The following is a 22,345-nucleotide window of genomic DNA, read 5'->3' on the forward strand; positions in this document are numbered from 1 at the left end:
ATCCAGTTGGAATAAATGAGGAGGTAGATTATGACAAAAGAACTACAAAAACGACTTATTAAAGTGCTTCCTTATGATAGTCACTGGCCAGAACAATTTAGAGAAGAGGCACAATTAATTCAAAAGGTTTTAGGACCTAATTGCATCGAGATTCACCATATTGGCTCCACTTCAGTGCCAGGTTTAGCGGCTAAGCCTATTATCGATATGATTCCGGTGGTTTTGGATATTACACAAGTGGATATCATGAATCCCTTAATGGTTGGCTTAGGATATGAGGTTAAAGGCGAGTTAGGAATGCTTTTTCGCCGTTTTTTTCAAAAGGGAGGCAGCCAGCATTCATTCAATGTCCATGTATTTGAGCGGGGGAGCTCTGAAATTGAGCGGCATGTAAAGTTTCGTGATTGGATGCGTACTCATCCCGAAGACCGAGATGCTTATGCTCAGTTAAAACAAAATTTGGCTCAGTTACATCCTCATGACATCAGTGCTTATTGTTTTGGTAAAGATGATTTTGTTGCGCGTATTGATAAACAAACAGCGGGTTTGGGTTTGCGGGTAGTCAATGCATTAACTCCTCTTGAATGGAAGGCCGTTCGTCATTTGCGCCAAATTTATTTTTTTGACAGGGCGCGACTTGCGGATCCTTATACTTGGACTTTTGATCATGATGCACATCTGCATTTTGTTTTGTATCAAGGGACCGAAATCATTGGCTACGCTCATTTACAGCCTTGGTCTGACGATCGGGTTGCTATGCGGATTATTGTCATTGATGAGCGCAAAAGAAATCATCGCTATGGGCAGCAATTTTTGCTTTTATGTGAGCGTTGGCTTAAAGAGCAAGGTTATAAAAGTTTACATGTAGAGTCTTGGCCAAAAGCCTTAGCGTTTTATCAAAAAAATGGGTACATTAAAATGTCCTTTGATGACCCAGACAGCTACGAAGGTGATCCTCAGGATGTGGCTTTAGGGAAGATCTTAAACGCTTCTTGAAGGAGTCTTGGTAAACCAATCAAAATGTCGTCGTGTATCTATGGATTTATATTTAAGGATAATTAATGATGAGAAAAAATGGATTTTTACTTTTTCTATTTGTCTGTAGTGTATTATTCAGTATTCAGCTGTGTGCCACAACCATTCATATAAATAATCGTTTTATTTCATACACGGAAACCGGTCAAGGAAAACCCTTGGTATTGATTCATGCTTTCCCAACAGATAGGCGTTTATGGGAACCCCAACAGGAAGGGCTAAAGCAACACTTTCGCGTTATCAGTTTAGATTTATGGGGATTTGGGGAGTCTTCTGCAGTTGATGGAAATGCGGTAACTATGGTGGATTACGCGCTGGAAGTTAAGGATTTATTAGATTATTTACACATTAAAAAAGCGATTATTGGTGGCGAGTCTATGGGTGCTTACATTGCGCTTTCTTTTTTAGAGCATTACCCTAATAAAGTAGAAGGATTAATCTTATCGAACACGCAAGCGGTCGCCGATAGTGATGAAGCAAAAATCAACCGTGAAAAAAGTGCAGTCGATGTATTGGAAAACGGTACTAAGAAATTGGTTGAAGGCTTCATGGAAAAAGCACTCGCTCCGAGTACCTCAGAACAAACCAAAGCAATTTTGGCCCACATTTTAACGATGCAAAAACCCACTGCACTTGCCTCTGCTTTACGGGGTATGGCCATGCGCAGTTCGATGCTTGAACTCTTGGCAACAACGACAATACCGGTTTTAATTATTACCAGCGAACACGATAAAATTATTTCCCCTACGCAAAGTGAACAGATGCATCATTTAACCCGCAATAGCCAATTAGTTGTTTTAGTAAATGCGGGTCATTTATCCAATTTAGAGCAGCCTCAGGAATGGAATATGGCGGTTAAGGAGTGGTTTTATCCTTAGAGAGCGGAGATTGGAAACTGATAACATATGAGTAAAATAATTATGACCAAACGCCATAAAAAACAAGTTTATAAAGCTTATGAGCACATTGTTGACTGGATGGATGCGGCCCGTACGAAAACCTTAATGGAAGCCGAGTACCTCAATTTAATTGTTGATTCCATTCCTGCTGGGGCTTCAATTTTAGATTTAGGTTGTGGGACAGGAGAGCCAATTGCGCAGTTTTTCATTGAAAAGGGTTTCAAGCTTACCGGTGTTGACGGCAGTAAAAAGATGATTGCGTTGTGTAAAAAGCGATTTCCTCATGCAGAGTGGTTTATTGCTGATATGCGTGAGTTAAATCTGCAAAGACAATTTGATGTGATTCTGGCTTGGCATAGTTTTTTTCATCTAGACCAAGAGAGTCAACGCAGGATGTTTCAATTATTTGCTGCTCACCTTAAACCCAAAGGCATACTTGCTTTTACTTCAGGTATTGAAGAAGGAGAGGTATGGTCGAACAATGGAGGACGAGCGCTTTATCATGCTTCTTTATCAACCAGTGAATATGAGCATCTTTTAAATGAAGCGTCCTTTAAAGTATTAATTCATAAAATAAACGACCCTGACTGTGGTGAGGCCACTGTGTGGGTTGCTCAGCAGAAGTAATGTTTTTTTAATAAAATAATGGAACCTGGTTGCTTGCAACCGGGTTCCTAAAATAGCAGCCCACGATTAGTCCTTCAGCGGTGTTTGGAAGAAGCGTTTTAAGGCGCTTATAAACGTTTTGTTCTTTAAGCCAAGAGCACGATCAAGACTGGTTAAAAAGAGCAAGTTTAATGAAAATATGATCCAGTTGTCCTTGTGCTCTATGCGAGTTTATCTATCAAGTCATATCAAAAGTCCTATTATTTCGCACTAATTATGTATTATTATTGAGCGAGGCAAAATGAACGTTCTATGACAGCATTAGCCGTTAATAATTGACATTTCATATTTTAAACTGCTGGCCATTCTGGCCCCAATAAATGATTTATAGGAGTCCCCAGTGCCATTTAATCAGTTAATCGATTGGTTGAGTAAAGAGAACGAATTGGGAATAGCCCAACCTGAATGTGCGGTTTTAGGAACCTGCACTGCATCAGGAATACCTCATAGCCGAGTGGTGGCGATTCGAGAAATAAAAAACGATCATATCCTCTTTTTTACACAAAAAGGGACGCGCAAAGTTAGCGAGTTGCTTGCTAATCCTGCGGCCACATTGAATTTTTTATTCGCTATGCAGCAACGTCAGGTGAGTATTGAAGGAATTGCCAAACCAATTTCTCCAGAAGAAAATGAGCATTATTGGGCGGGTTTAAATCGAGAGCGACAACTACGTTTTTCAGCCTATGCGCCTACATCGGGACAGGTAATTTCCGATTTGAGTCAGTTGGATCAGCGGAAGCGAGAATTAGATGAGCAATTTCCTAATCAACCTATTCCTTTCTGTGATGATTATGTGGGATTTCGTTTTAAGCCTCAGACCTATGTTTTTTATACTGTTGAGTCCGTTTCTTTTTCGCATGTTCTGCGATTTATTAGGGTAGGGGAGGAATGGCATGAGGAGTTATTATCGCCCTAATAGCTGCCTGCGGTTTGAGTGGGTGAAAACCTGGTTGCACGCAACCAGGTTATATTGTTTTAAATTTTAAAAGCTTATTTGTACGAGTTCTTAATGAGTCGCTACTAATGATGTATTTTCTGGCATTACCTCTTCTTCAACAGGATAGACCTCATTACAAAACAGTTCAATGTTTTTAACCAGGTCATTAAACCGTTCGGATACTGGGTCTTTTTGTGATGAATAGATACCATAAGAAAAAGTCCCTACACAGAGTGCGGGAATTCCTATACTTGCCAAAGCGATTACCAGGTAATCGGCGATATAACTTGCAGAAAGAAAACCAAAATATAGAGCCCCGAATGCCCCACCCACGGTTAAGGCGACACTCAGTAAGAGGATGTACATACATATCATAGATATTCTTTGGCTTACGCTGGCAAGATTACTTGGGGTATGTATGGTCGTTGGGAAGCATAAAATGTGGGTTTGTAGCGCTTTACATGCATTTTCAATGTCTTGCTCCTGGCCTACTTTCACAGAGTTTGAAGAAACCAGGGACATCAGGCCCGTTGTATTATGAATCACTAAATTTAATTGTTTCTTGGTATATGGATCATCCGTCATCGCCAGGATATGTTGGCATTGAGTTATGATATGAGCTCCTAATTGTGAAATAGCTCCGCGATCTTTTTTCGGAAGGTTTGTTTTTAAAAACCAATATTTGGATAAGCGTAGTTCTACATCATGCATCATGTTTTACTCCATGTTAAAGTGGTTTTCCTGAAAGACGATTAATGAAATAACGAATGGACGATACCGTACAACCCAAGGCACGAAATTGGCGGAAGCCTAGCATTTCGGTAAAACACAACCACATTGCTTTGAATGGGTCGCTTTTTTTGCGGTATTTATTAAAGCTAATTACATTGAGAAAAAGTACGGTAACTGTAGCGTAGGTGATAAAGCCCCAGGCTAAAAGAAGCAACCATGCTAATGCGACGAAATCAACTTGGGTCAGAAAGAGAGAAATTATAAAAAGTACGAGAGTAAGAAATTCAAGCACGGGGCCAAAAATATCAAATAAAATATAAAATGGGAACGTTAAAAGACCTACAATTCCATATTTGGGATTGCAAAACATACCCATGTGTACGGCTGCACTGCGTAACATTCCACGTTGCCATTTATCCCTTTGTTTCCAAAAGGCTTTCCAAGTCTTCGGCATCTCCGTCCAGCAAAAGGCGTCTGATGAATGTTTTACTGTGTAAGGGTAATTATGCTTGCGCATGTAATGGTGTATTTTGATGGTTATTTCTGCATCATAACTGAAATTTTTGGTGTCAAAACCATTCATCTCATGCAATAGTTCGGTTTCAAAAAAGGTAAATGCTCCTGGAAAGCAGAGTGCGCCGCCAAAGCTGTTTAAACCCGAACGGCTATAAAGAAAAGAGCGCATGTGCTCTAATGCTTGCGATGAAGAAATAAAAGATTTAGGCAGCTGACGTGTTAGCATTTTTCCATGGGCAACTTTATTATCATTGATACAATAAACAGTGCCACTGACGGCAACGCAATGACGATGTGATAAAAAGGTATAAAGCAAGCGAGTGAAGGCTTCGGGCTCTACAACGGTATCGGCATCCAGGGTCATCATAATTGGTGTTTGGCATGCATTTAAAGCTGCATTAATTGAATCTGCACCACAGCCCCAAGGGGAATGTTCTTTGTCGATAACCAGTAAATTTTTAAATCGTCTAGATTGATAATAATGTTTTATTTTTGAGGTTTCGATCACTTGTTTACTGGTAATGGGTACCTCATAGAGCAAGAATTCTTTTTTTAATAATTCTAGCGTTCCATCGGTTGAGCCGTCGTTGACGACAATGAAGTTAACATTTTTATAGTCACTATTTAACCCACTGTACAACATATTTAAAATGCGATTTTCTTCATTAAAAGCCGGGGTAACTACGGTCATGGGCATCAGCTCGAGATGATCGATGAATTGATCGATACGCCCATAGGTTGCTTCTTTGAATTTATTAATGATGTCGGGTGCACAGCTAATTAACAGCATAAAGCACCAGATATTTAATAGCGCAAAATAGATAAGAATAACAATTGTAAAAAAAACAAGAACATTTAACATCATACATGCTCTCTTGTTATTAATACCTTCTGCGCGGTTTCATAAGCAAATCTATCTTTATCAGGAGATTGATTGTTTAAAACATCGATGCCTTTTTCGCCTTGTTCGATTAATGCGTTTGCTGCATTAAGTCGCACCCACCATTCGGTATCACATAATAATTTAGCTAAGAGTTGGATGCTCTTATCTCCCGGAATGGTACCGATAGACTTTGCTATGACGGCTCGGACTTCCCAGTGTTTATCCATTGCCAGCTCATAAATCAATTCATTTTTTTCATGGTTTTGGCAATGCATATAATAGCGAATAATGGCAATTTTTAAATCGACTACATCAATGTTAAAATCTTCTTTAGCAATGGGGGCAATGGTTTGTTGTGGAAATTCGCAAAGCAGTCGATAACAAAATGTTTTCACATAAGGATCGAGTTCGACACGTAATCTTTCAATGATAATTGGGGATAAATCACGAGGCCCTTGGGTAATCATCTTTGCTAATAACGTTTGTTGCAAACGTCGCCCTTGAGAAAAGGTTGTAATGACATTATTAATCTGCTCGGCATCACCAAATTGCACGATGCTGAGACCGGCATTCATGGAGATCAGTAGGGTAGGGTCATTGAGCAAGCGGTATATTCTCTCCCGATCATCGGGCTCCAGGCCGTATAAATAACACATTGCAGCTTGGTTGCGTTTGAACCCGCTATAAGATTTGCACAATTTTACGGCTAAGGGCTTCAATACCAAATTGAATAATTGCTTTTTGAACCCCTCAAAGTAATCATTCGGTTTTTCCCCCAGACGCTTCATGACAATGAGGACATTCGGAATGGATTTTCTTAATTTTTTAGCCTGCTCAGTTGAAATGGGTTCTTTATTTATCATATGAGTATGGAGTAACTCAAAAATCCTTTTTAAATTTTGACTATTTTTTTTCTTATGCGAACTAAAATAAAGTTTCGCACAAAGAATGAGTACGACAAATAGGGTGATTAGGATTAACTCTATTATTGCTACAATTTTTACAATATGCAGTATCGTTTCCATGAGTATTTCCTTCAGAACCTATATTTAAAGGCAACAGAGCCGTCATAAAGATTACGAACTAAAGGGCTAGGGTATTTCCATCGTTGATAGCCTACTCCTAATTCAGTAATCACATGATGGTTGAACATAGGAAAGCCATAGCTTGCGTTGACGTAATTATTTTGGATAACAATAAAATTAACTGTCAATAAGTCCGCAAGGTCGGGACTTTTTCCGCTCCCAGCACCCATTCCAAAATAATGATCCAAGTCCTCCCCAAAATATCTCCTGGCCTTTAATGTATACAAAATAGTCGTATTTTTATGGCCTTTGGGGACAAAATAATAGGGGCGGAAATTGAACCAATATTTTTGAGGATAAAAACTGATAGAACTGGTGTACGTTACAAAAAAGGTTTGGGCTATTTTGGCATATTTAGCACCCCCAGACAGCTCAAAAAATCCCGGGATATTAACGTAAGCCTCGCCTGCTGTAGCAACGTCAGGGAATATCGCAGGCTTACTTGCAAAGGCTACGCTTAAATCGGCGTAAATATTTCTATTAAATCGTGGTGAAAAATCCAGCTCATATTGAGGTGCATTTTGATTGAGTCTTGATGCATAGTTGACTCTAGCTGTCGCCACCCCATAGATGGTATCTCGACTGTAATAGATGCTGGACCAATCCCAAACTGAATGTACGTCAGATACATAAGCATTGTCAGTGGAAATACCTATTTCATTTAAGCCATAGTTATAACGAGGACTAACACTATCCATGTCTGCTAATAAGCCATCGATTTTTTTATCCTTAGGTGCATTTTTCTTCGCTTGGTGATAGGAGCGTGCAGCTAAAGCGTATTGGCGCAGGGTGCTGTGGATCATTCCCTGTGTGATCAATAACTCTGTATTATAAGGATTGGTTCTTAGCCCTTTTCTAACTACGCTCAAAGCGTTCATATCATTGTGTTGAGCCAGATAAAAATTAGCTAGTGCAATGTAGTATTCACTGTTATGAGGATATTGGGCGATCAGATTGTGTAGAGCAATCTTTGCTTCATCATTTTTTTTTTGTGCGATGTAACTTTTTGCTTGGGCTAGCCTATCTATTTTCGGTACTGGGCGTATTGCATGACCTCTCTTGGCTCTTTTGGGATTACTTAAATACGCGAGTTGTCTTTTTAGTAATAAGAGGGGCTGATAATTGTGCGGATTAGTAGTCATGCCTTCTTTAATTAAATGTTGCGCTTCTGTAAATTTTTTTTGCGTTAAATCTAATTTAATCAACCCTACCCGAGCATCTAAATAGTCCGGCTTTTTGGCTAAGACGTCCGTTAAATGAGCTCTTGCCTGAGGGTAGTCCTTTAATTGGAAGTAGATAAGCCCTAATAATAATTCGCTATCCAGGTCTTTAGGATTCACTTTCAAATTTTGTAAAGCCTTTGCTTTAGCAAGATTTAGTTTGCCTTGTGCTCTTAAAGTTTTGATCTCTGTAAGACTTGCTACTGGTGGTTTATTTGCTATTACAAATTGTTTTGATATTGCGACAGATTGGGTAGTTGCTTCTACGGGCTGTTTTTTTAATAGCTCTTTAGCCGATGAAACACTTACCTCTTGAATAATGATTGATTTTAGTTCAAGGAGTTCTGGTTGTTTAGGATTTTGGTACAGTCCGACTACAATTAAATTGGATGCTTCTTGATATTTTTTCTCAAGAATTTTGGTGCGTATTAAGGCAATTCGTGCCTCCATGTAGGTAGGTGTTTTAGCTAAGACGCTGTTAAAGCACGTACTGGCTTCTTTTAAGTTTTTTTGCTGATAATGAATTAACCCTAATACAAAGAGCATATCCCCATCATTAGGGTGCTGTTGTAGGTAAGCTTGAGCTAAGGTTTTTGCTTCTGCAAGCTTTCCTTTTTTGCGTAATTTTTGAACTTGTTGAAGAGAGTAGGGTGATGCAGCGGACTGTTTATGATTACTTGGACTTTCTAAATGGTTTGTTTGACTAATGGGTGATGATGCGCTAGCTAGTGCATCATAGAAAAGGCAACCGGCTAGAATAAGTATATGCTTTTGCATCTAGATGCACCCGCTAAGTATAGAGAAAAAGCAATAAATCGACACTGTGAACTCCTTTTTAAATGTCTAAAAAATTAAATTGCGTGTAGGGATGCATGAATGCACACTGATTATCATAAATGTCATCCGTCCCCAATATAATCTTGCTGAGGTTTATGGTCAACAAGATGTTTAACGTATTGTTTTATTAAGAAAATTGTAGTAATCGTCAAACTGAGTGGTCATCGTTTAAGCTTACTAAAGCGGTCCTCCCAAGATACGATTAACCGTATAACGGAATGTTGATACTGCACAGTTTATGGAGCGAAATTGGCGAAAGCCAAACATTTCGGTAAAGCATAACCACATCGCTCGGAATACATCACTCTTTTTTCGGTACTTGTTAAAACTAATTACGTTAAGGAAAAGTACTGTTAACGTACAATAAGTAATAAATCCCCATGCTAAAAGCAATAACCAAAACAACATGGACCAATCAATTTGATGAAGGTAAAGGCACAGTAAAAATAATACTAGAGATGTAAATTCAATTACTGGGCCGAACACATCAAAAAGTATATACAGCGGAAAGGTTAATAAACCCACAATCCCATATTTCGGATTGAATAGCATTCCTATATGTTTTTCGGTGCTGCGCAACATGCCCCGTTGCCATTTATCACGTTGTTTCCAAAAGGCACCCCATGTACGAGGCATCTCAGTCCAGCAAAAAGCATCTGATGAATGTTTTACCAGGTATGGGTATTTATGTTTGCGCATGAAATGGTGTATTTTGATGGTTATTTCTGCATCATAACTGAAGTTTTGGGTGTCAAAACCATTTACCTCATGCAATAGTTCGGTTTCAAAGAGCGTAAATGCGCCTGGAAAACATAAAGCACCACCAAAGGTGTTTAAGCCTGAGCGGCTATAAAGAAAAGAGCGCATATGCTCTAACGCTTGTGATGCAGAAACAAAAGGCTTGGGTAATCGATGGGTCAGCATTTTGCCATGAGCAACTTTATTATCATTTAAACAGTAAACGGTGCCACTCACGGCCACACAATGTCGATGTGATAAAAAGGTATAGATTAACCGGGTTATTGCTTCAGGCTCGACAACGGTGTCTGCATCTATCGTCATCATGATTGGCGTTTGGCAGGCATTTAAACCGGCGTTCACTGAATCAGCAGCACAATTCCAAGGAGAATGTTCCTTATCAATAACCATTAAATTTTTAAAGTGTTCGGATTGATAATAATTCTTTATTTTTGATGTTTTTATTAATTGCTTGCTGGTCACCGGGATTTCATAAAGTAAAAATTCTTTTTTTAATAGCTCCAGGGTTCCGTCGGTTGAGCCATCATTAACAACAATGAAGTTGACGTTTTTATAGTCGCTGTTTAGCCCGCTGTACAGCATATTTAAAATACGCTTTTCCTCATTAAAGGCGGGAGTAACAATAGTCACAGGCATCAAATGGAGATGATCGATTAATTGATCAATGCCACCATAGGTGGCTTCTTTGAATTTTTTAAGGATGTCTGGGGCACAGCTAATTAAAAGGATAAGACACCAGATATTTAAAATAGCAAAATAAACGAGAATAGCGTAGGTTAAACTCACAATGATATTAAGCATCATATATTTCCCTATGTAATTAATGCCTTAAGTGATACTGATATCTAATAAGCAAATTTATTTTTTCCAGAAAAATACATCAATGATACTTATCTAATCACAATAGCCAATAACTCCTATAAACGCATTATTTTTTACTATTTTTCCGTATTTTTTAGACATCCGAAAGATATCGTGCGTAAGTTTTTTTATGCTGTCAATGAGTTGTATTTTTCGTTTAATAAAAAATAGTATCAGGATACCTGGCTTGCGTTTGAAAGTATTGTAGTATGATAAGGTTGATAAATAAGGATTTTTTATCTATTTAGCGATACGTTAATTTGCCAAGGAGGACAAGAATATATGAAAGGATATAATTTAGTACGTGACATTATCGGGAGCTCGGGATTGCTCTTGATGCTTGCGTCAAATCACGCAGGGGCTACTGAGCCGCAATTTCCTGCTAACCACAAGATGATACCTCAATCTCCATCTCACCCAAGCATGAAGGAACTTAAATCCTGGCGCTCATCTATTATGCGTGTACCCCGACCAAAAAATGGGTGTTCTTCGGCCAAATACCCTAAAGCTGAATGGACTGAGGTTCCTTGTGTCAAAGCGCCGACCTGGCCTTATCTTCCTAGTCGCCGTGCGCATCATGGCTTTGTAATCGGTAATGGTAATGATGTTACTGCGCAGGCGGCCAGCGGTACTATAAGTGAAGCGATTGGATCCTTTGATAGTGTTACCGGTGTGGTGAACGAATACGGAGTTAATCCATACAATAATGTGTTTTCACCGAATATTTTTTCTCTTCAACTGAATTCAAATTTCTTTGAGAATACACCTGCCTGTCATGGGGTTTCTGGCTGTCTAGGCTGGGCACAATTTGTCTATTCCAATGCGAGTGGAACAGCATTTATTCAATATTGGCTCATTAATTACGGACCGACATGCCCAACATCAGGGGGGCCTGCAGGTACGGGATGGATATCTTATAGTAATAGTTGCTATGGCAATAGTAATGCAGTTACTGTTACCGCCAGCCCTCCTTTAAACATTTCTAAACTTAACCAGATGGTCGTTGCAGGGCAAGCTGCTGCTGGGGGGAATGACACGTTTACGATGACGGTGGGTGGAACAGCTTATTCTACAAATGATCACGACACTGTGGTTAACCTTGCGAATTATTGGCAAACCGCGGAATTTAATGTCTTTGGCGACGGTAATGGATCTGCAGCCACCTTTAACTACAATTCGGCTAATGTCGCAGCGCTTAAAGTGAGAACAGCGGTTGATGCGGGGAGTTCCGCGGCACCAAGCTGTTTGGCGACGGGCTATACAGCGGAGACCAATAACCTGAATTTTGGAATATTCACAGCAAGTCCGGCAGGAGCAAATCCAGCCGCAATTGTGTTTACGGAAAGTAGCACTAATACTGGTAGCTCTGCTTGTCAAACGGCGTCGAGTACTGGGGATACCCACATCACCAATTTTGCTGGTTTAGAATATGACTTTCAAGCAACTGGGGATTTTGTGTTAGCTGAGGCTGGTCCTGATTTCATCGTGCAGACTCGTCAAGGGGTACCCGTGATTGATCCTCGCTGGAAGGATACGTCAATTAATAAGGCGGTTGCTGTACAAATGGGACAAACACGGGTAGCTATTTATGTCGGACCAACAAGGTTAGTCATCAATGATCAACCTTATAAGATGAGCAAGGGGCAAAGACACCTAGACATTGATGGGGTGCAAATTGCTCGTAGGGACAACGAGTATGTGATCATTGGGCCGAAAGGGGATAGTGTTCGTGCACAACTTTTTGATAATGGCATGAATACTTGGATGAATGTTACTGTGAGTCTGAGTAGTTCTATGGGCAAGACACGAGGTCTCCTTGGTACCCAGGAGGGTAATATTCATGAGTTAGTGACTTCACAGGGAATGGTCTTGAATTGGCCTGTTTCATTCCAAGATCTTTATAACCTTTATGGTGAAAGCTGGCGTGTACAGCCGGATCAAATGTTACTTGAGAGCGATTCTATGGTGAAAGCAGGAGTTCCTGAGAGGCCATTTTTTATGAGTGATCTCCGTTCGAAGGAAGCTGCGCAAGCGATTGCTGTTTGTAAGGCCTCAGGGATTATGGATGCTGCGCTACTGGAAGCTTGCACGCTCGACACGGCTGTTCTCGGTGATAGCGAGAAATCTGTTAAAACCTATCTTCATGCTAATGCACCACGTGAAGTGATGCCTCGTCCTATGCTTGAGCCGAAAAAGCGTTAAAAATCAAATCCCGTTTGCTTGCAAGCGGGATTCATTTTATCTTGTAATAAAAACTGTCGCACTCCTGGGTTGCTGCACTGCGTTCGCAATGACGGAGCTTAAATTGGGGAGTAGTGTTGGAATTGGTTTCGATGGCGAACAGAAGAAATCCTGGCTGCAAAGCAACCAGGCTAACTCGTCCTTATTTAGGGGCTTGACCACCAGTATGGGGTTTATAGCCATATTTTCTCATTAACTCTTCAGCTTTTAAATCAATAACTGCTAATAAGCCAAATACGCCGGTACTTCGTAATGCACCATTGCCTGCATCGAAAACGGGTACTGCTCCAGCAAGACTTTGCCAAGTGGTTGCTGTAGCCGCAGCGGCAGTACTGGGGTTGCCATCACCGGTAAGAATTACTGCCATATTTTCATAGCTTGTTGTGCAAAGGCTCATACCGCAAACAACACTACCTGGTGTTGGTGCCTTTAGGGTAGTAGGTGTAGGGGAGGTGTCAGGTGCTGTCATCACCGCAGAATCATATATTGCAGTAGTAATGCCACTCACTGTTCCTATTGTAGGAGTAACTTTTATAGATACAGGAGCACCTACGCAATGAGAGCTACTATGGGTACCAGAGGAATACCATGGAACCACAACATACCCATTGTAATTCAGTTTAGCTGTACTGCACACGCCAGTGGTATCAGATACTGAAACCTGGAATGCAGATTGTGATGCACCAGGAGAATTGGTATTACTGTCTACGTTACCCATGTTGTTAATAATCATCACTTGGCCACTGATGGCATTACCTGCCGCAAAAGCAGCAGGAGAAGAGAATAAAGCCACAGTAAGTATCGATTTTAATAAGGTTTTTGTTGTTTTCATATCTGATATCATCTTTATAATTTATTAATTGAATGAAACCTAATTGAATAGTGGATTACACTGCAGCCCACTCTCGTCCAGTCTAGCATTTGATTTTTCTATCCGCAGTATTTTTCAGATTTTATTTTATTATTTAGGAAGTTAAGTACTATATGGCTACGATATTTTCCTCGTAGCAAAAAAATTTACCGGTTTACCATTGATTATATAAAGATAGATCAGTATAAAGCGGCAGAAGATTTACAGGAGTAATAATGGCTAAAACAGCACACAGCCGTGAGCCTAAGCCGCTCTTAGAAGGGAGGGGGGCTGAAGCATTAACTAATCAATCTTTAGAGGCTCTTTTAACAGAGCTCGATCAACTGCGCCAAGAAAAAATACATTATCAAAAGCAGTTAGATATTTACGAAAAACTTCATGATAAAGATAGGAAAGACTTAAAAAATGCACGCTTGGAGAGGATGCGCGTGCAAACAGTGTTGCGTGAAAATAAGTCTTGGCTAAATGGGCAAAAAGAAGCTTTTCAGGCCGCGATGAGTGGCTTGCCATTGACAATATCACTTAAGGCTTTGGTTGATACCATCATTATTCAGACCAACGGTACAGCAAGGGCTGCTTTTTATCGCATGTCAGCAGAGGGTACTGGACTTTATCATATCGTTGGTATGCCAGACGATTATGCAAATGATATAAACGGTTTTAAAGTGGGTCCTGATTCGCTGGCCTGTGGTTTGGCGATGTATAAAGGTGAGCCTATTATCACTCCTGATGTTGAAGAGGACCCATTATGGGGGCCCTTAAGAGATTTAGCTCGTAAGCATAATTGTCGTGCCTGCTGGTCTTTTCCTATACGCACTAAGGATGGGCCCATAGTTGGCACTCTAGGTATTTATTTTCATGTGCCTCGCCATCCTACTGCCCAAGAATTAGAATTGGCAGGAATTCTCACGCATGCGGCGGCAATCATTATTTCTCGTGAACAGGAATTAGTGGAGCGCACCCAAGTCGAAGAAGCCTTACGCGAAAGCGAAAAGACGTTGAAGATGTTGTTGCGTTTGCGCGATGAATTTATTGGTAATGCGAGCCATGAATTAAACACCCCGCTTACTAGCATGATGATTTATGCACAAATACTTGAACAGCAATTTGAAGGAGCTGTTAATTCTCGTCATACCGAGATGGTTATAAAGCTCCGAGAGCAGGTGGATCGTTTACATGTGCTGATTCGGGATATGTTGGATACCACACGCTTGGCAGAAGGGAAGTTGCAGTTAAAAATAGCATTGTTTAATTTGCATACTTTAATCCGAGAGAAAGCTGAAAATATCCAGCTAAATACGAAAAAGCACCAATTGGTGCTGCAGCTTAAGTCGATTGAGCATATTGCTGCTGACGAAGAACGTATTGGGCAGGTGCTTATTAATCTTATTTCTAATGCTATAAAATATTCTCCTTTAGGCGGCAAAGTTGTGATTTCCAGTGCAACAATAGATAATTTTGTAAAAGTAAGCGTTATTGATAGTGGTATCGGCATTCCCAAAGAGGATTTTGAAAAAATCTTCGAACGTTTTTATAGAGTACTGTCTAATGAAGCCAAAACTTTTCCAGGCATGGGGATAGGGCTTGCGATTTGTAAAGATATTATTGATATGCATCGAGGTTGGATGGAAGTTGAAAGCCAAGAACGAGTTGGCTCTACGCTTAGTTTTATTATCCCGATACAAGTTATCGAAGGGAACGAATGAAAGTAATCGTGTTAGTTGAGGATGATCCTTCGATACAAGATGCGATGCAATTAATCTTTCAAGAGCCTGAATACAAGTTGCTGCTTTGCGGGAAAGCAGAAGAAGTGTTCGCAGAAAATATGTTGGTACCGGATGTTTATTTGATAGATAAACAATTATCGGGATTCGATGGCCTTGAACTGTGTCGTATCCTTAAGATGAATGCAAGAACCCAGGCCATACCCGTTATTATCCTTTCTGCTTCTCCTAATATTAAAGAATTAGCTTTGGAGATCGGGGCTAATGATGTTTTGGAAAAACCTTTTAAAATTCAATCATTAAAAGAAAAAATTGCTTTAATATAGAGTGTTCTCCCATTGTGCTCGAAGGGTGGGAAAGCCTAGTTAGGATACCACGGTCAAGATGCAATAGTTCTCTAAACTTACTGTATTTTGACTCGTTCTTTCTTAAGGTATATTTGCAATATTCCTTCTAAGGATAAATACTTAGATTCAAGAACACTATGAGATTTAATTATGCAGCTTACGCAATTTACTGACTATTCATTACGCGCCTTGATTTATATCGCGCTTAAAAAAGGCTCATGCACGATTAAAGACATTACTGATGCTTACAACATTTCCAATAATCACATGGTTAAAATTATTCATAATTTAGGAAAGCTTGGATTGATTAAGACGATTCGTGGCAAAAATGGGGGCATTTTAATGGCGGCTCAACCCGAATCTGTTAATTTAGGTCAATTAGTTGTCCAATTGGAGCCGCATTTTGATTTGGTTCCCTGTTTTAATAAAACAAAGGCTAATTGTTGTATTGCTCCAACCTGTAAATTAAAGACCGTGCTGCATGAAGCTCGGGCGGCTTTTATGGCGATATTGGGGCAGTATACTTTAGCTGATGTATTGCATAACCCTAGTCAGTTAGCTGCTTTTTTGAATATTAAACAATAAGATAGATTACAGAGTGCACTACCTGATTTTGTCCGAGTAAAATACCCAATACACCTGATATCTGTTTTCCTAAGGCATCTTGTCTCTGTAAGATGACCTATCGATTCCAGCTGTGGTAGAGGTTATTGCTGGGATTCAGGCATAAAAGCAATAAATAGCCTAATATTTACCCCCAATAAACTTCAATTTTTGCAATTACCAAGGAATGATTCATGCATCACCAACACACTTTACTACAGGATTCGGGTACTCTTTTATCTGTATTACGTACCTATTGGCAACAAGTTGTAAGTAGTCCTTTTATCCTACCTAATGAAAAAGAACGAGCCCAAAATATCCTAGATTTCATCATTTCTTCTACCTCGGATGAGTTTTTTCTTAAAAGAATAGCTAACCCCCAATTTTTACATCTAATTGAATTATATGCTCTTTATAAAGGTACTTACGTACTGGATACACCGGAGCAAGAAGTTTCATACCATGAAATGATGCAAATTCTTAAAAGTCGAGTCGAGCTAATTCCAGAGCCACTGTCTATTTTTGAACAGACTCGTTCTCAAGTAGGAATGTTAAGTGTCCAGGCTCAAGATACCAATATCGACAACCCTACCTCTTATATAGATTTTTTAATTAAGCTGCAAACTTGCTCTAATGATGCAGAGTTTTTTGCAATGATTAATAACGATTTATTGTCATCTTGGGAGCTACAGTTGTTTCAACGATTGGAATTTCTAACGGCACGACAAATTGATAAACAGGAGTATGCACGGTTTCGCCAATTAATCGACGGCAAAGGGTCTTATACACCATCGGGTTTTTTTATGAGGAAAGCAGAGATCATGGTTGAGAAAATCAAAATAGAACCATTATTAAGGGGTGAAGCGACCTCTAGTTCTAGTGAAACAAGAAAAAAAGTATCTTTAATTTATCTTTTCAGACAGCATTTAAACGAGGAGCTTTCAATTAAGATCAAGTTAGAAGGCCTTATCGAAGACAATCAGTTTTTTGATTTATTATCAAAGAACACCTTCAACCTTAGTCTGAAAGAGTTACTGGATTTGGATGTTTTCATTCAAGCCAATAAGAACTCGTTAAGTGAAGAACAGCTCATGGATTTTTCCATGCACCTGGATTCTGTTATGGATTATATAGTCCGTTTGAATGTGACAAAGCAAGTGGCATCTAATAGTCAGCAGGCCTTTGTTAATCCTGATGACGATTTCTGGTCAGCGGACGAGGATGGGGAATTAGAGGACGATGACATCGAGAAAGTTGCCGAGGATGAAGAGAAGCAATTTTCTTGGCGTCCTTAGCAATTCATTAAGTTTAGATTTAATGGCTCTCACACAATCGTACCTACATTTCTATCAAATCAGGGTACCTCCTTTTTTGCAACGGCCTCTCACATCGCCCTTCTCCTGCCATAGGAGTATAGAATAGGGCAGGTGGACTGCTGAATATGCTTTATGTGGGAGCTCGGATGAATCGAGGTTTTCACCCAAGAATTAGAGGATAAACGGGATTTAATTGATGAAATTAAAGACAAGGCAAAAATTGAAAAAATGACTTTATTATTTGGCTCTAAAGAGATGGAGCATAATAGTGCGGTAGCTTTGCTTAACATAATTCAGCATGGCACGAAGACCTGAGCGTCTTTCCCTCTTCTTATGCAAGAGGTTATTTTAATAGATTTTATCTTGATAGGATATTTACCCTGCTAGAGTCCGTGTACTTATTTTTTTAATAATTGAAGAAGTTCATCATCATTATTAGAGGTGATTATATGTGCGGTTAGGCCGTGACGGGTAATTCTCAGGACTTAATGTCTTTGTTTTGTATCGTTGCCTATTAGAGGCAAGTAGCATTTGAATTGCATCTAAGTCAATTGAAGTTGTTTGGCAACAGGGCTTGTAAGCATAATCTTTTCTATGAAAATTAGTGTGCTTATTATATAAGCTGGGCTATTTTGAAATACCGTGTTTTTTACGGTATTCCATGTACTTCAATTATCACCTCATTAAAGCATGTTATAATAAATGTAGAGTTAGGGCTGGCAATAAGGAAATGTAATGTCAAAAGGAATTCCCCATGATTCACCAACACAAGTTCCTGATAACACCTTTCTTACAGAGTATGATCTACGAAAGATTATTGAATATGCACCCACAGGCATTGGTGCCGTTTCCATTGATGGAAAATTATTGCGAGTTAATCCCTCTTATTGCGAGATGACCGGCTACACCCAAGAAGAATTGCTCGGTATGGATTACAAGCAATTGACCTTGGAAGATGATTTGGGGGTAGATGACTTTAATGTACAGAAATTACTGGATGGTAGTATCAATTCGTACAAACTTGAAAAACGATATATTCGCAAAGACAGTACTATGATCTGGGTGCAGATCACTCGTTCCGTTGTTCGGGACCACCGTACGAATAAACCGCTTTATTTTATTGCGCAAGCAGAGGACATTACTAGCCGCAAAGAGGCTGAAAAAGTGTTGCGAACGCAGGAGTTTGTTAATGAGATTGCGGCCAGTGTCGCCTTAGTTGGGCATGATGAGAAAGGGGCACTGCAGGTCACTGCATGCAATAAAGGGTTTCTTAATATGACCGGTGGGCGTGGCGCTAATGTAGGGGATTTTCCCGTACCCTTCGATCTATTGCTGCCTAGCTATGCCCGTCATGAGTTTCGTACCAAATTACAAGAGTGTTTCAATTCAGGTGTGGCTCAGGAATTAGAACAGGCTTATGATTTGCGGGATGGTACACATTGGTGGCGGCTCTCATTAAAACCCTTTAGACACACGGAAGAAGGTACCCAGGTTCTTGAGTTGCTTGTAACTGGAATAGAAATCACCCAAAAAATGGAGTTGATGCATGAACTGGAGGTTTCTACCTCCCGTTTTCGTTCGGTGGTTGATGCTGCTTATGATGCAATCGTAACCATCGATCAAGAACATAATATTACTTTGTTTAACCGTGCCGCAGAAAATTTGTTTGGATACGATTCTTCTGAGGTCGTGGGTAAACCACTGATGCAGCTTATTCCAGAACAATATCGTCAACATCATGACCGCTATGTCAGCCAATTTGCTCGTTCTCCTGTTCGTTCTCGGCAAATGAATGAACGCAGCCTTATTTACGGATTGCATCGAGATGGCTCATTATTACCGATTGAAATCGCCATATCTAAAATCAATGTTGGAGGCTTGCTGGAATTTACGGCGATTATCAGGGACATACAAGATCGCGTCCGCCTCATGAACTTACTTAAAAAAGAAGCAGTAACCGATCAATTAACCGGTTTGCCAAATCGCCGAGAGTTTCTTAGCGTCGTTGAGAATGCGTTGCAAGCAGAAGAGGAATTGTCTTTGCTAATGCTTGATATTGATTTGTTCAAAAAAGTTAATGATACCTTCGGCCACGATGTAGGCGATGAGGTGTTGCGCGTCTTAGCGCAAATAGGGGCTGGGATTTGTCGTCCTATGGATGTTTTTGCCCGATGGGGGGGAGAAGAGTTTGCGGTGGCGCTTCCAGGCACTAATGTGGAGGCCGCGCGGATTATCGCAGAGAAGTTAAGAGTTAAAATTGAGACGCAGGATTTTACCCATACCTGGCATGAAAGCAGGCCTATTCCGTTTACGGTTAGCATCGGGGTTACGGAGCGTGCGCCTGGCGAGCAAGAGGTGGAAACGATTATGAAACGGGCGGACGAAGCGCTTTACAAGGCTAAGGGGGCGGGACGAAATCGTGTGGAGGTAGAGGTTCTCAATGGTTCCGAGCGTGGCTTATATTAGTAGCCTAATCAGGGAAATGGTTATTGCTTTAAAGATAAATAGAGTTGCTTGGTTTGATATTTACGAAACCCGTATGTATAATAAATACTCAATTAATATCGTTTCATTGGGCTGCACATGTCTTTATTTATTCTAGATTTTGATGAAACAATCACCTCTGAAAATACTCATAATGCCGTATCGCATCTTACGAAAACTGAAGAGATGTGGGATGTTATCAAGGAAATTGAGCCAATAAATGGCGCTGAAATTTGGCGAACTACACTTAGCTCTATTCTTGACACAGGCCATAGTCTTGCGATTGCCTCGTTTAATGCTTATGGCAGTGTATTTATTCCACAATATTTGCGAGAAGTAATTGGCTTAAATGAAGAGGAAGTCCAAGGCATACATGTTGAATCTTGGCTTCCACTAAAACCTGGGGAAGCAAACAAAAATGAACATATAGCCGGTGCTATAAAAGACATGAAGTACATCGGTTCGCCAGATACTATCGTCTTAGTCGATGATGACCTGAAAAATATAACCGCTGCTGGAAAAAATGGATATAAAACAATCCATGCAGCAGGTAAATACATAGAGCACATTCATCATCTCCGTGACGACTGGAATTATTCAGCACCCTCTGAACATGGTTTTAGGCATCATTTATTGCACGCATTTGGTTTGTTTCAAAAACCAGATTTGCCGGGTACAGACATGCCACGGCGAGATTCTGAGCCAGATTCAGATAATGATTCAGGTCCCGATTCGAATTGCATCATAATGTAGTTTTTGAAATTTAATAATTCATTAATATTTGCGCAATATAATATATAAAAAACACTTATTAAGTATTGTTTGTAAATCCATTTTGGAGAGCTAAAATGACTAAGGTTGGTATTAAATTAGATGCTCATTCAAAAGCAAAACGAAAGATGCTGCCTCATCCAGCACTTATTGATCAACTATCCCAAAAAGCAATTCAGAAATTTGCTGAATTGGACTCTATTAATATCGTTGAAGATGATGAAGGGCAATTCAAAATAGTCAGGCTTTTTGATAAGGATCAAAATCCTATCTATTTTCTTGTGTTGCAAAAACTCGGTGCGGGTGCATTTGGAGAGGTATCGCAGGGAATTCAGCTTGATATTAAAAATAGCAAGGTAATTCCAGATGCTGAAGTTGCAATAAAAATTACTGATTATAGTGCTGGTGGTACACTGGGAAAAAGAGATATAGACATTGCACGAGAAGAGGCTGAACATGAGTATGATATTCTTTACCAACTACAGCAGTCTAAGGGTTTTTCTTTAGGGCAACGAACTAAGAATGTTATTCTAAAGCCAGAAGCAGGTGTTACTATAAATGGAGTTGCTACGGTTCAAGAAGCTGTGATTGCCATGTCTTTGCGTCCGGGAAAAGATATTCAAGCCCATAAAGATAAATACAGTTATGGTTCGATTACTTTTGTTCAATTAACATCGGCACTGTGTATTAATTTACAGCTATTACATGACAAGAATATTATTCATTCTGATTTAAAACCCGCGAATGTCATTTGGGAACCAGGAATGGCTCAAGCTAATATTGTTGACTTTAACCGAGCTAAGTTCATTTCTGATGAAACATATGTTTATACAGATGCCTCGTCAGATAGAGCTTATATGGCCGCGGATTGTTTTACAGGTCGTGAGTATCGATTTTCTAAAGCGAGTGATGTTTATTCATTAGGAAAAATTCTTGTTGAAAAATTTTACATAGATTATGGAAACGGCCAAAAAGAATCTTTAACGAATAAGTACCATTTAAGTTATGATCAATTAATGATAAAACATTTTCTTGAGCAAATGACTGCGGTGAATGAGTTTCAACGACCAACACTACAGGACTGTACGCAGTTCTTTAAGCAACTAGAAAATAAAATGCAGCTTGATCTGAAACAACCAAAGAATAAGATGCGTTTAGAATTAAGTAAAAAAATAATCAGCTTGGAAGTCTATGCTAACCAGTTAAGAGATGAAATTGCAAGTCAAAGCCAATTTGATATGTGGTTGACTGGAACAGGTTTGACTGCTGATAAACGTAAGAAATACGAGGATGCAATCCAAGCCATCGGACTATTGTCCCAAGCTCTATCTACCCCAAAAATTGATAGGGAACTACTAAAACATCATGCTCAAGAATTAAAGCAAATGGATGCTTATGCAAGTGGTTTGTTTAGTTTTAAAGGTAGATTCAATCAAATAATAGATGAAGTAGGACAATCTCTAGCTGACGCTGATAAGATCAATACAAACACTATTAATCTAGTAATGTGATACTCTCTCGGAACAGAAAAAGACCTCAGATGTTGCCTGCATCCTAA

Annotated in this window: 18 protein-coding genes; 12 read left to right on the forward strand and 6 right to left on the reverse strand. The window is 39.7% G+C overall.

Annotation, left to right across the window (positions count from 1 at the left end; all coding sequences use genetic code 11):
• Nucleotides 1-30 precede the first annotated feature (30 nt).
• The 4 genes from ACD661_RS00655 to ACD661_RS00670 all read left to right on the forward strand — a co-directional run bounded on the left by ACD661_RS00655 (nucleotide 31) and on the right by ACD661_RS00670 (nucleotide 3,516).
• The gene (locus tag ACD661_RS00655; RefSeq protein WP_400185561.1) at nucleotides 31-996 is read left to right on the forward strand and encodes a GNAT family N-acetyltransferase; all 966 of its coding nucleotides are present in this window, start codon (nucleotides 31-33) and stop codon (nucleotides 994-996) included.
• Nucleotides 997-1,061: 65 nt separating this feature from the next.
• Entirely contained in the window at nucleotides 1,062-1,913 is an 852-nt protein-coding gene (locus ACD661_RS00660) for an alpha/beta fold hydrolase (protein ID WP_400185562.1), read from the forward strand.
• A 42-nt stretch (nucleotides 1,914-1,955) separates the two neighbouring features.
• Nucleotides 1,956-2,561, forward strand: a complete 606-nt coding sequence (locus ACD661_RS00665; RefSeq protein ID WP_400187197.1) for a class I SAM-dependent methyltransferase — start codon at nucleotides 1,956-1,958, stop codon at nucleotides 2,559-2,561.
• Nucleotides 2,562-2,940: 379 nt separating this feature from the next.
• Entirely contained in the window at nucleotides 2,941-3,516 is a 576-nt protein-coding gene (locus tag ACD661_RS00670) for a pyridoxamine 5'-phosphate oxidase family protein (RefSeq protein ID WP_400185564.1), read from the forward strand.
• A gap of 90 nt (nucleotides 3,517-3,606) precedes the next feature.
• Here ACD661_RS00670 and ACD661_RS00675 read toward each other — a convergent pair whose 3' ends face one another.
• From ACD661_RS00675 to ACD661_RS00695, 5 genes are all read right to left on the reverse strand, one after another.
• Nucleotides 3,607-4,251, reverse strand: a complete 645-nt coding sequence (locus ACD661_RS00675; RefSeq protein ID WP_400185565.1) for a hypothetical protein — start codon at nucleotides 4,249-4,251, stop codon at nucleotides 3,607-3,609.
• A gap of 13 nt (nucleotides 4,252-4,264) precedes the next feature.
• On the reverse strand, nucleotides 4,265-5,650 hold the full coding sequence (locus ACD661_RS00680; protein ID WP_400185566.1) for a glycosyltransferase family 2 protein: 1,386 nt from the start codon (nucleotides 5,648-5,650) through the stop codon (nucleotides 4,265-4,267).
• Nucleotides 5,647-6,693: a HEAT repeat domain-containing protein gene (locus ACD661_RS00685; protein WP_400185567.1), complete on the reverse strand. Its 1,047-nt coding sequence runs from the start codon at nucleotides 6,691-6,693 to the stop codon at nucleotides 5,647-5,649. The genes ACD661_RS00680 and ACD661_RS00685 overlap by 4 nt, the downstream gene beginning before the upstream one ends.
• A gap of 11 nt (nucleotides 6,694-6,704) precedes the next feature.
• A complete protein-coding gene (locus tag ACD661_RS00690; protein ID WP_400185569.1) occupies nucleotides 6,705-8,750 on the reverse strand; it encodes a YaiO family outer membrane beta-barrel protein in 2,046 nt (681 codons plus the stop codon).
• Between the two features lie 237 nt (nucleotides 8,751-8,987).
• Entirely contained in the window at nucleotides 8,988-10,373 is a 1,386-nt protein-coding gene (locus ACD661_RS00695; RefSeq protein ID WP_400185571.1) for a glycosyltransferase family 2 protein, read from the reverse strand.
• Between the two features lie 339 nt (nucleotides 10,374-10,712).
• Here ACD661_RS00695 and ACD661_RS00700 point away from each other — a divergent pair, with 339 nt between their 5' ends.
• On the forward strand, nucleotides 10,713-12,632 hold the full coding sequence (locus ACD661_RS00700) for a VWD domain-containing protein (RefSeq protein WP_400185572.1): 1,920 nt from the start codon (nucleotides 10,713-10,715) through the stop codon (nucleotides 12,630-12,632).
• Between the two features lie 181 nt (nucleotides 12,633-12,813).
• Here the strand turns inward: ACD661_RS00700 and ACD661_RS00705 are convergent, their stop codons facing one another.
• Nucleotides 12,814-13,503 carry a hypothetical protein gene (locus ACD661_RS00705; RefSeq protein WP_400185574.1) on the reverse strand — a complete coding sequence of 230 codons (690 nt, stop codon included), beginning with the start codon at nucleotides 13,501-13,503 and terminating at the stop codon, nucleotides 12,814-12,816.
• Between the two features lie 254 nt (nucleotides 13,504-13,757).
• Here ACD661_RS00705 and ACD661_RS00710 point away from each other — a divergent pair, with 254 nt between their 5' ends.
• From ACD661_RS00710 to ACD661_RS00740, 7 genes are all read left to right on the forward strand, one after another.
• Complete coding sequence (locus ACD661_RS00710) at nucleotides 13,758-15,248, forward strand: sensor histidine kinase (protein ID WP_400185575.1); 1,491 nt, start codon at nucleotides 13,758-13,760, stop codon at nucleotides 15,246-15,248.
• Complete coding sequence (locus tag ACD661_RS00715; protein ID WP_400185577.1) at nucleotides 15,245-15,592, forward strand: response regulator; 348 nt, start codon at nucleotides 15,245-15,247, stop codon at nucleotides 15,590-15,592. Before ACD661_RS00710 ends, ACD661_RS00715 begins: the two co-directional genes overlap by 4 nt.
• A gap of 171 nt (nucleotides 15,593-15,763) precedes the next feature.
• Nucleotides 15,764-16,198, forward strand: coding sequence for an Rrf2 family transcriptional regulator (locus tag ACD661_RS00720; protein WP_400185579.1), 435 nt, complete (start codon nucleotides 15,764-15,766; stop codon nucleotides 16,196-16,198).
• A 212-nt stretch (nucleotides 16,199-16,410) separates the two neighbouring features.
• Nucleotides 16,411-17,511, forward strand: a complete 1,101-nt coding sequence (locus ACD661_RS00725) for a hypothetical protein (protein ID WP_400185580.1) — start codon at nucleotides 16,411-16,413, stop codon at nucleotides 17,509-17,511.
• A 756-nt stretch (nucleotides 17,512-18,267) separates the two neighbouring features.
• On the forward strand, nucleotides 18,268-19,998 hold the full coding sequence (locus tag ACD661_RS00730) for a PAS domain S-box protein (RefSeq protein WP_400185582.1): 1,731 nt from the start codon (nucleotides 18,268-18,270) through the stop codon (nucleotides 19,996-19,998).
• Between the two features lie 117 nt (nucleotides 19,999-20,115).
• Nucleotides 20,116-20,769, forward strand: coding sequence for a hypothetical protein (locus tag ACD661_RS00735; protein WP_400185584.1), 654 nt, complete (start codon nucleotides 20,116-20,118; stop codon nucleotides 20,767-20,769).
• Nucleotides 20,770-20,864: 95 nt separating this feature from the next.
• A complete protein-coding gene (locus ACD661_RS00740; protein WP_400185586.1) occupies nucleotides 20,865-22,298 on the forward strand; it encodes a protein kinase domain-containing protein in 1,434 nt (477 codons plus the stop codon).
• Nucleotides 22,299-22,345 lie beyond the last annotated feature (47 nt).

The organism is Legionella lytica (genome assembly GCF_044626755.1).
GTDB classification, from domain to species: domain Bacteria; phylum Pseudomonadota; class Gammaproteobacteria; order Legionellales; family Legionellaceae; genus Legionella; species Legionella lytica_A.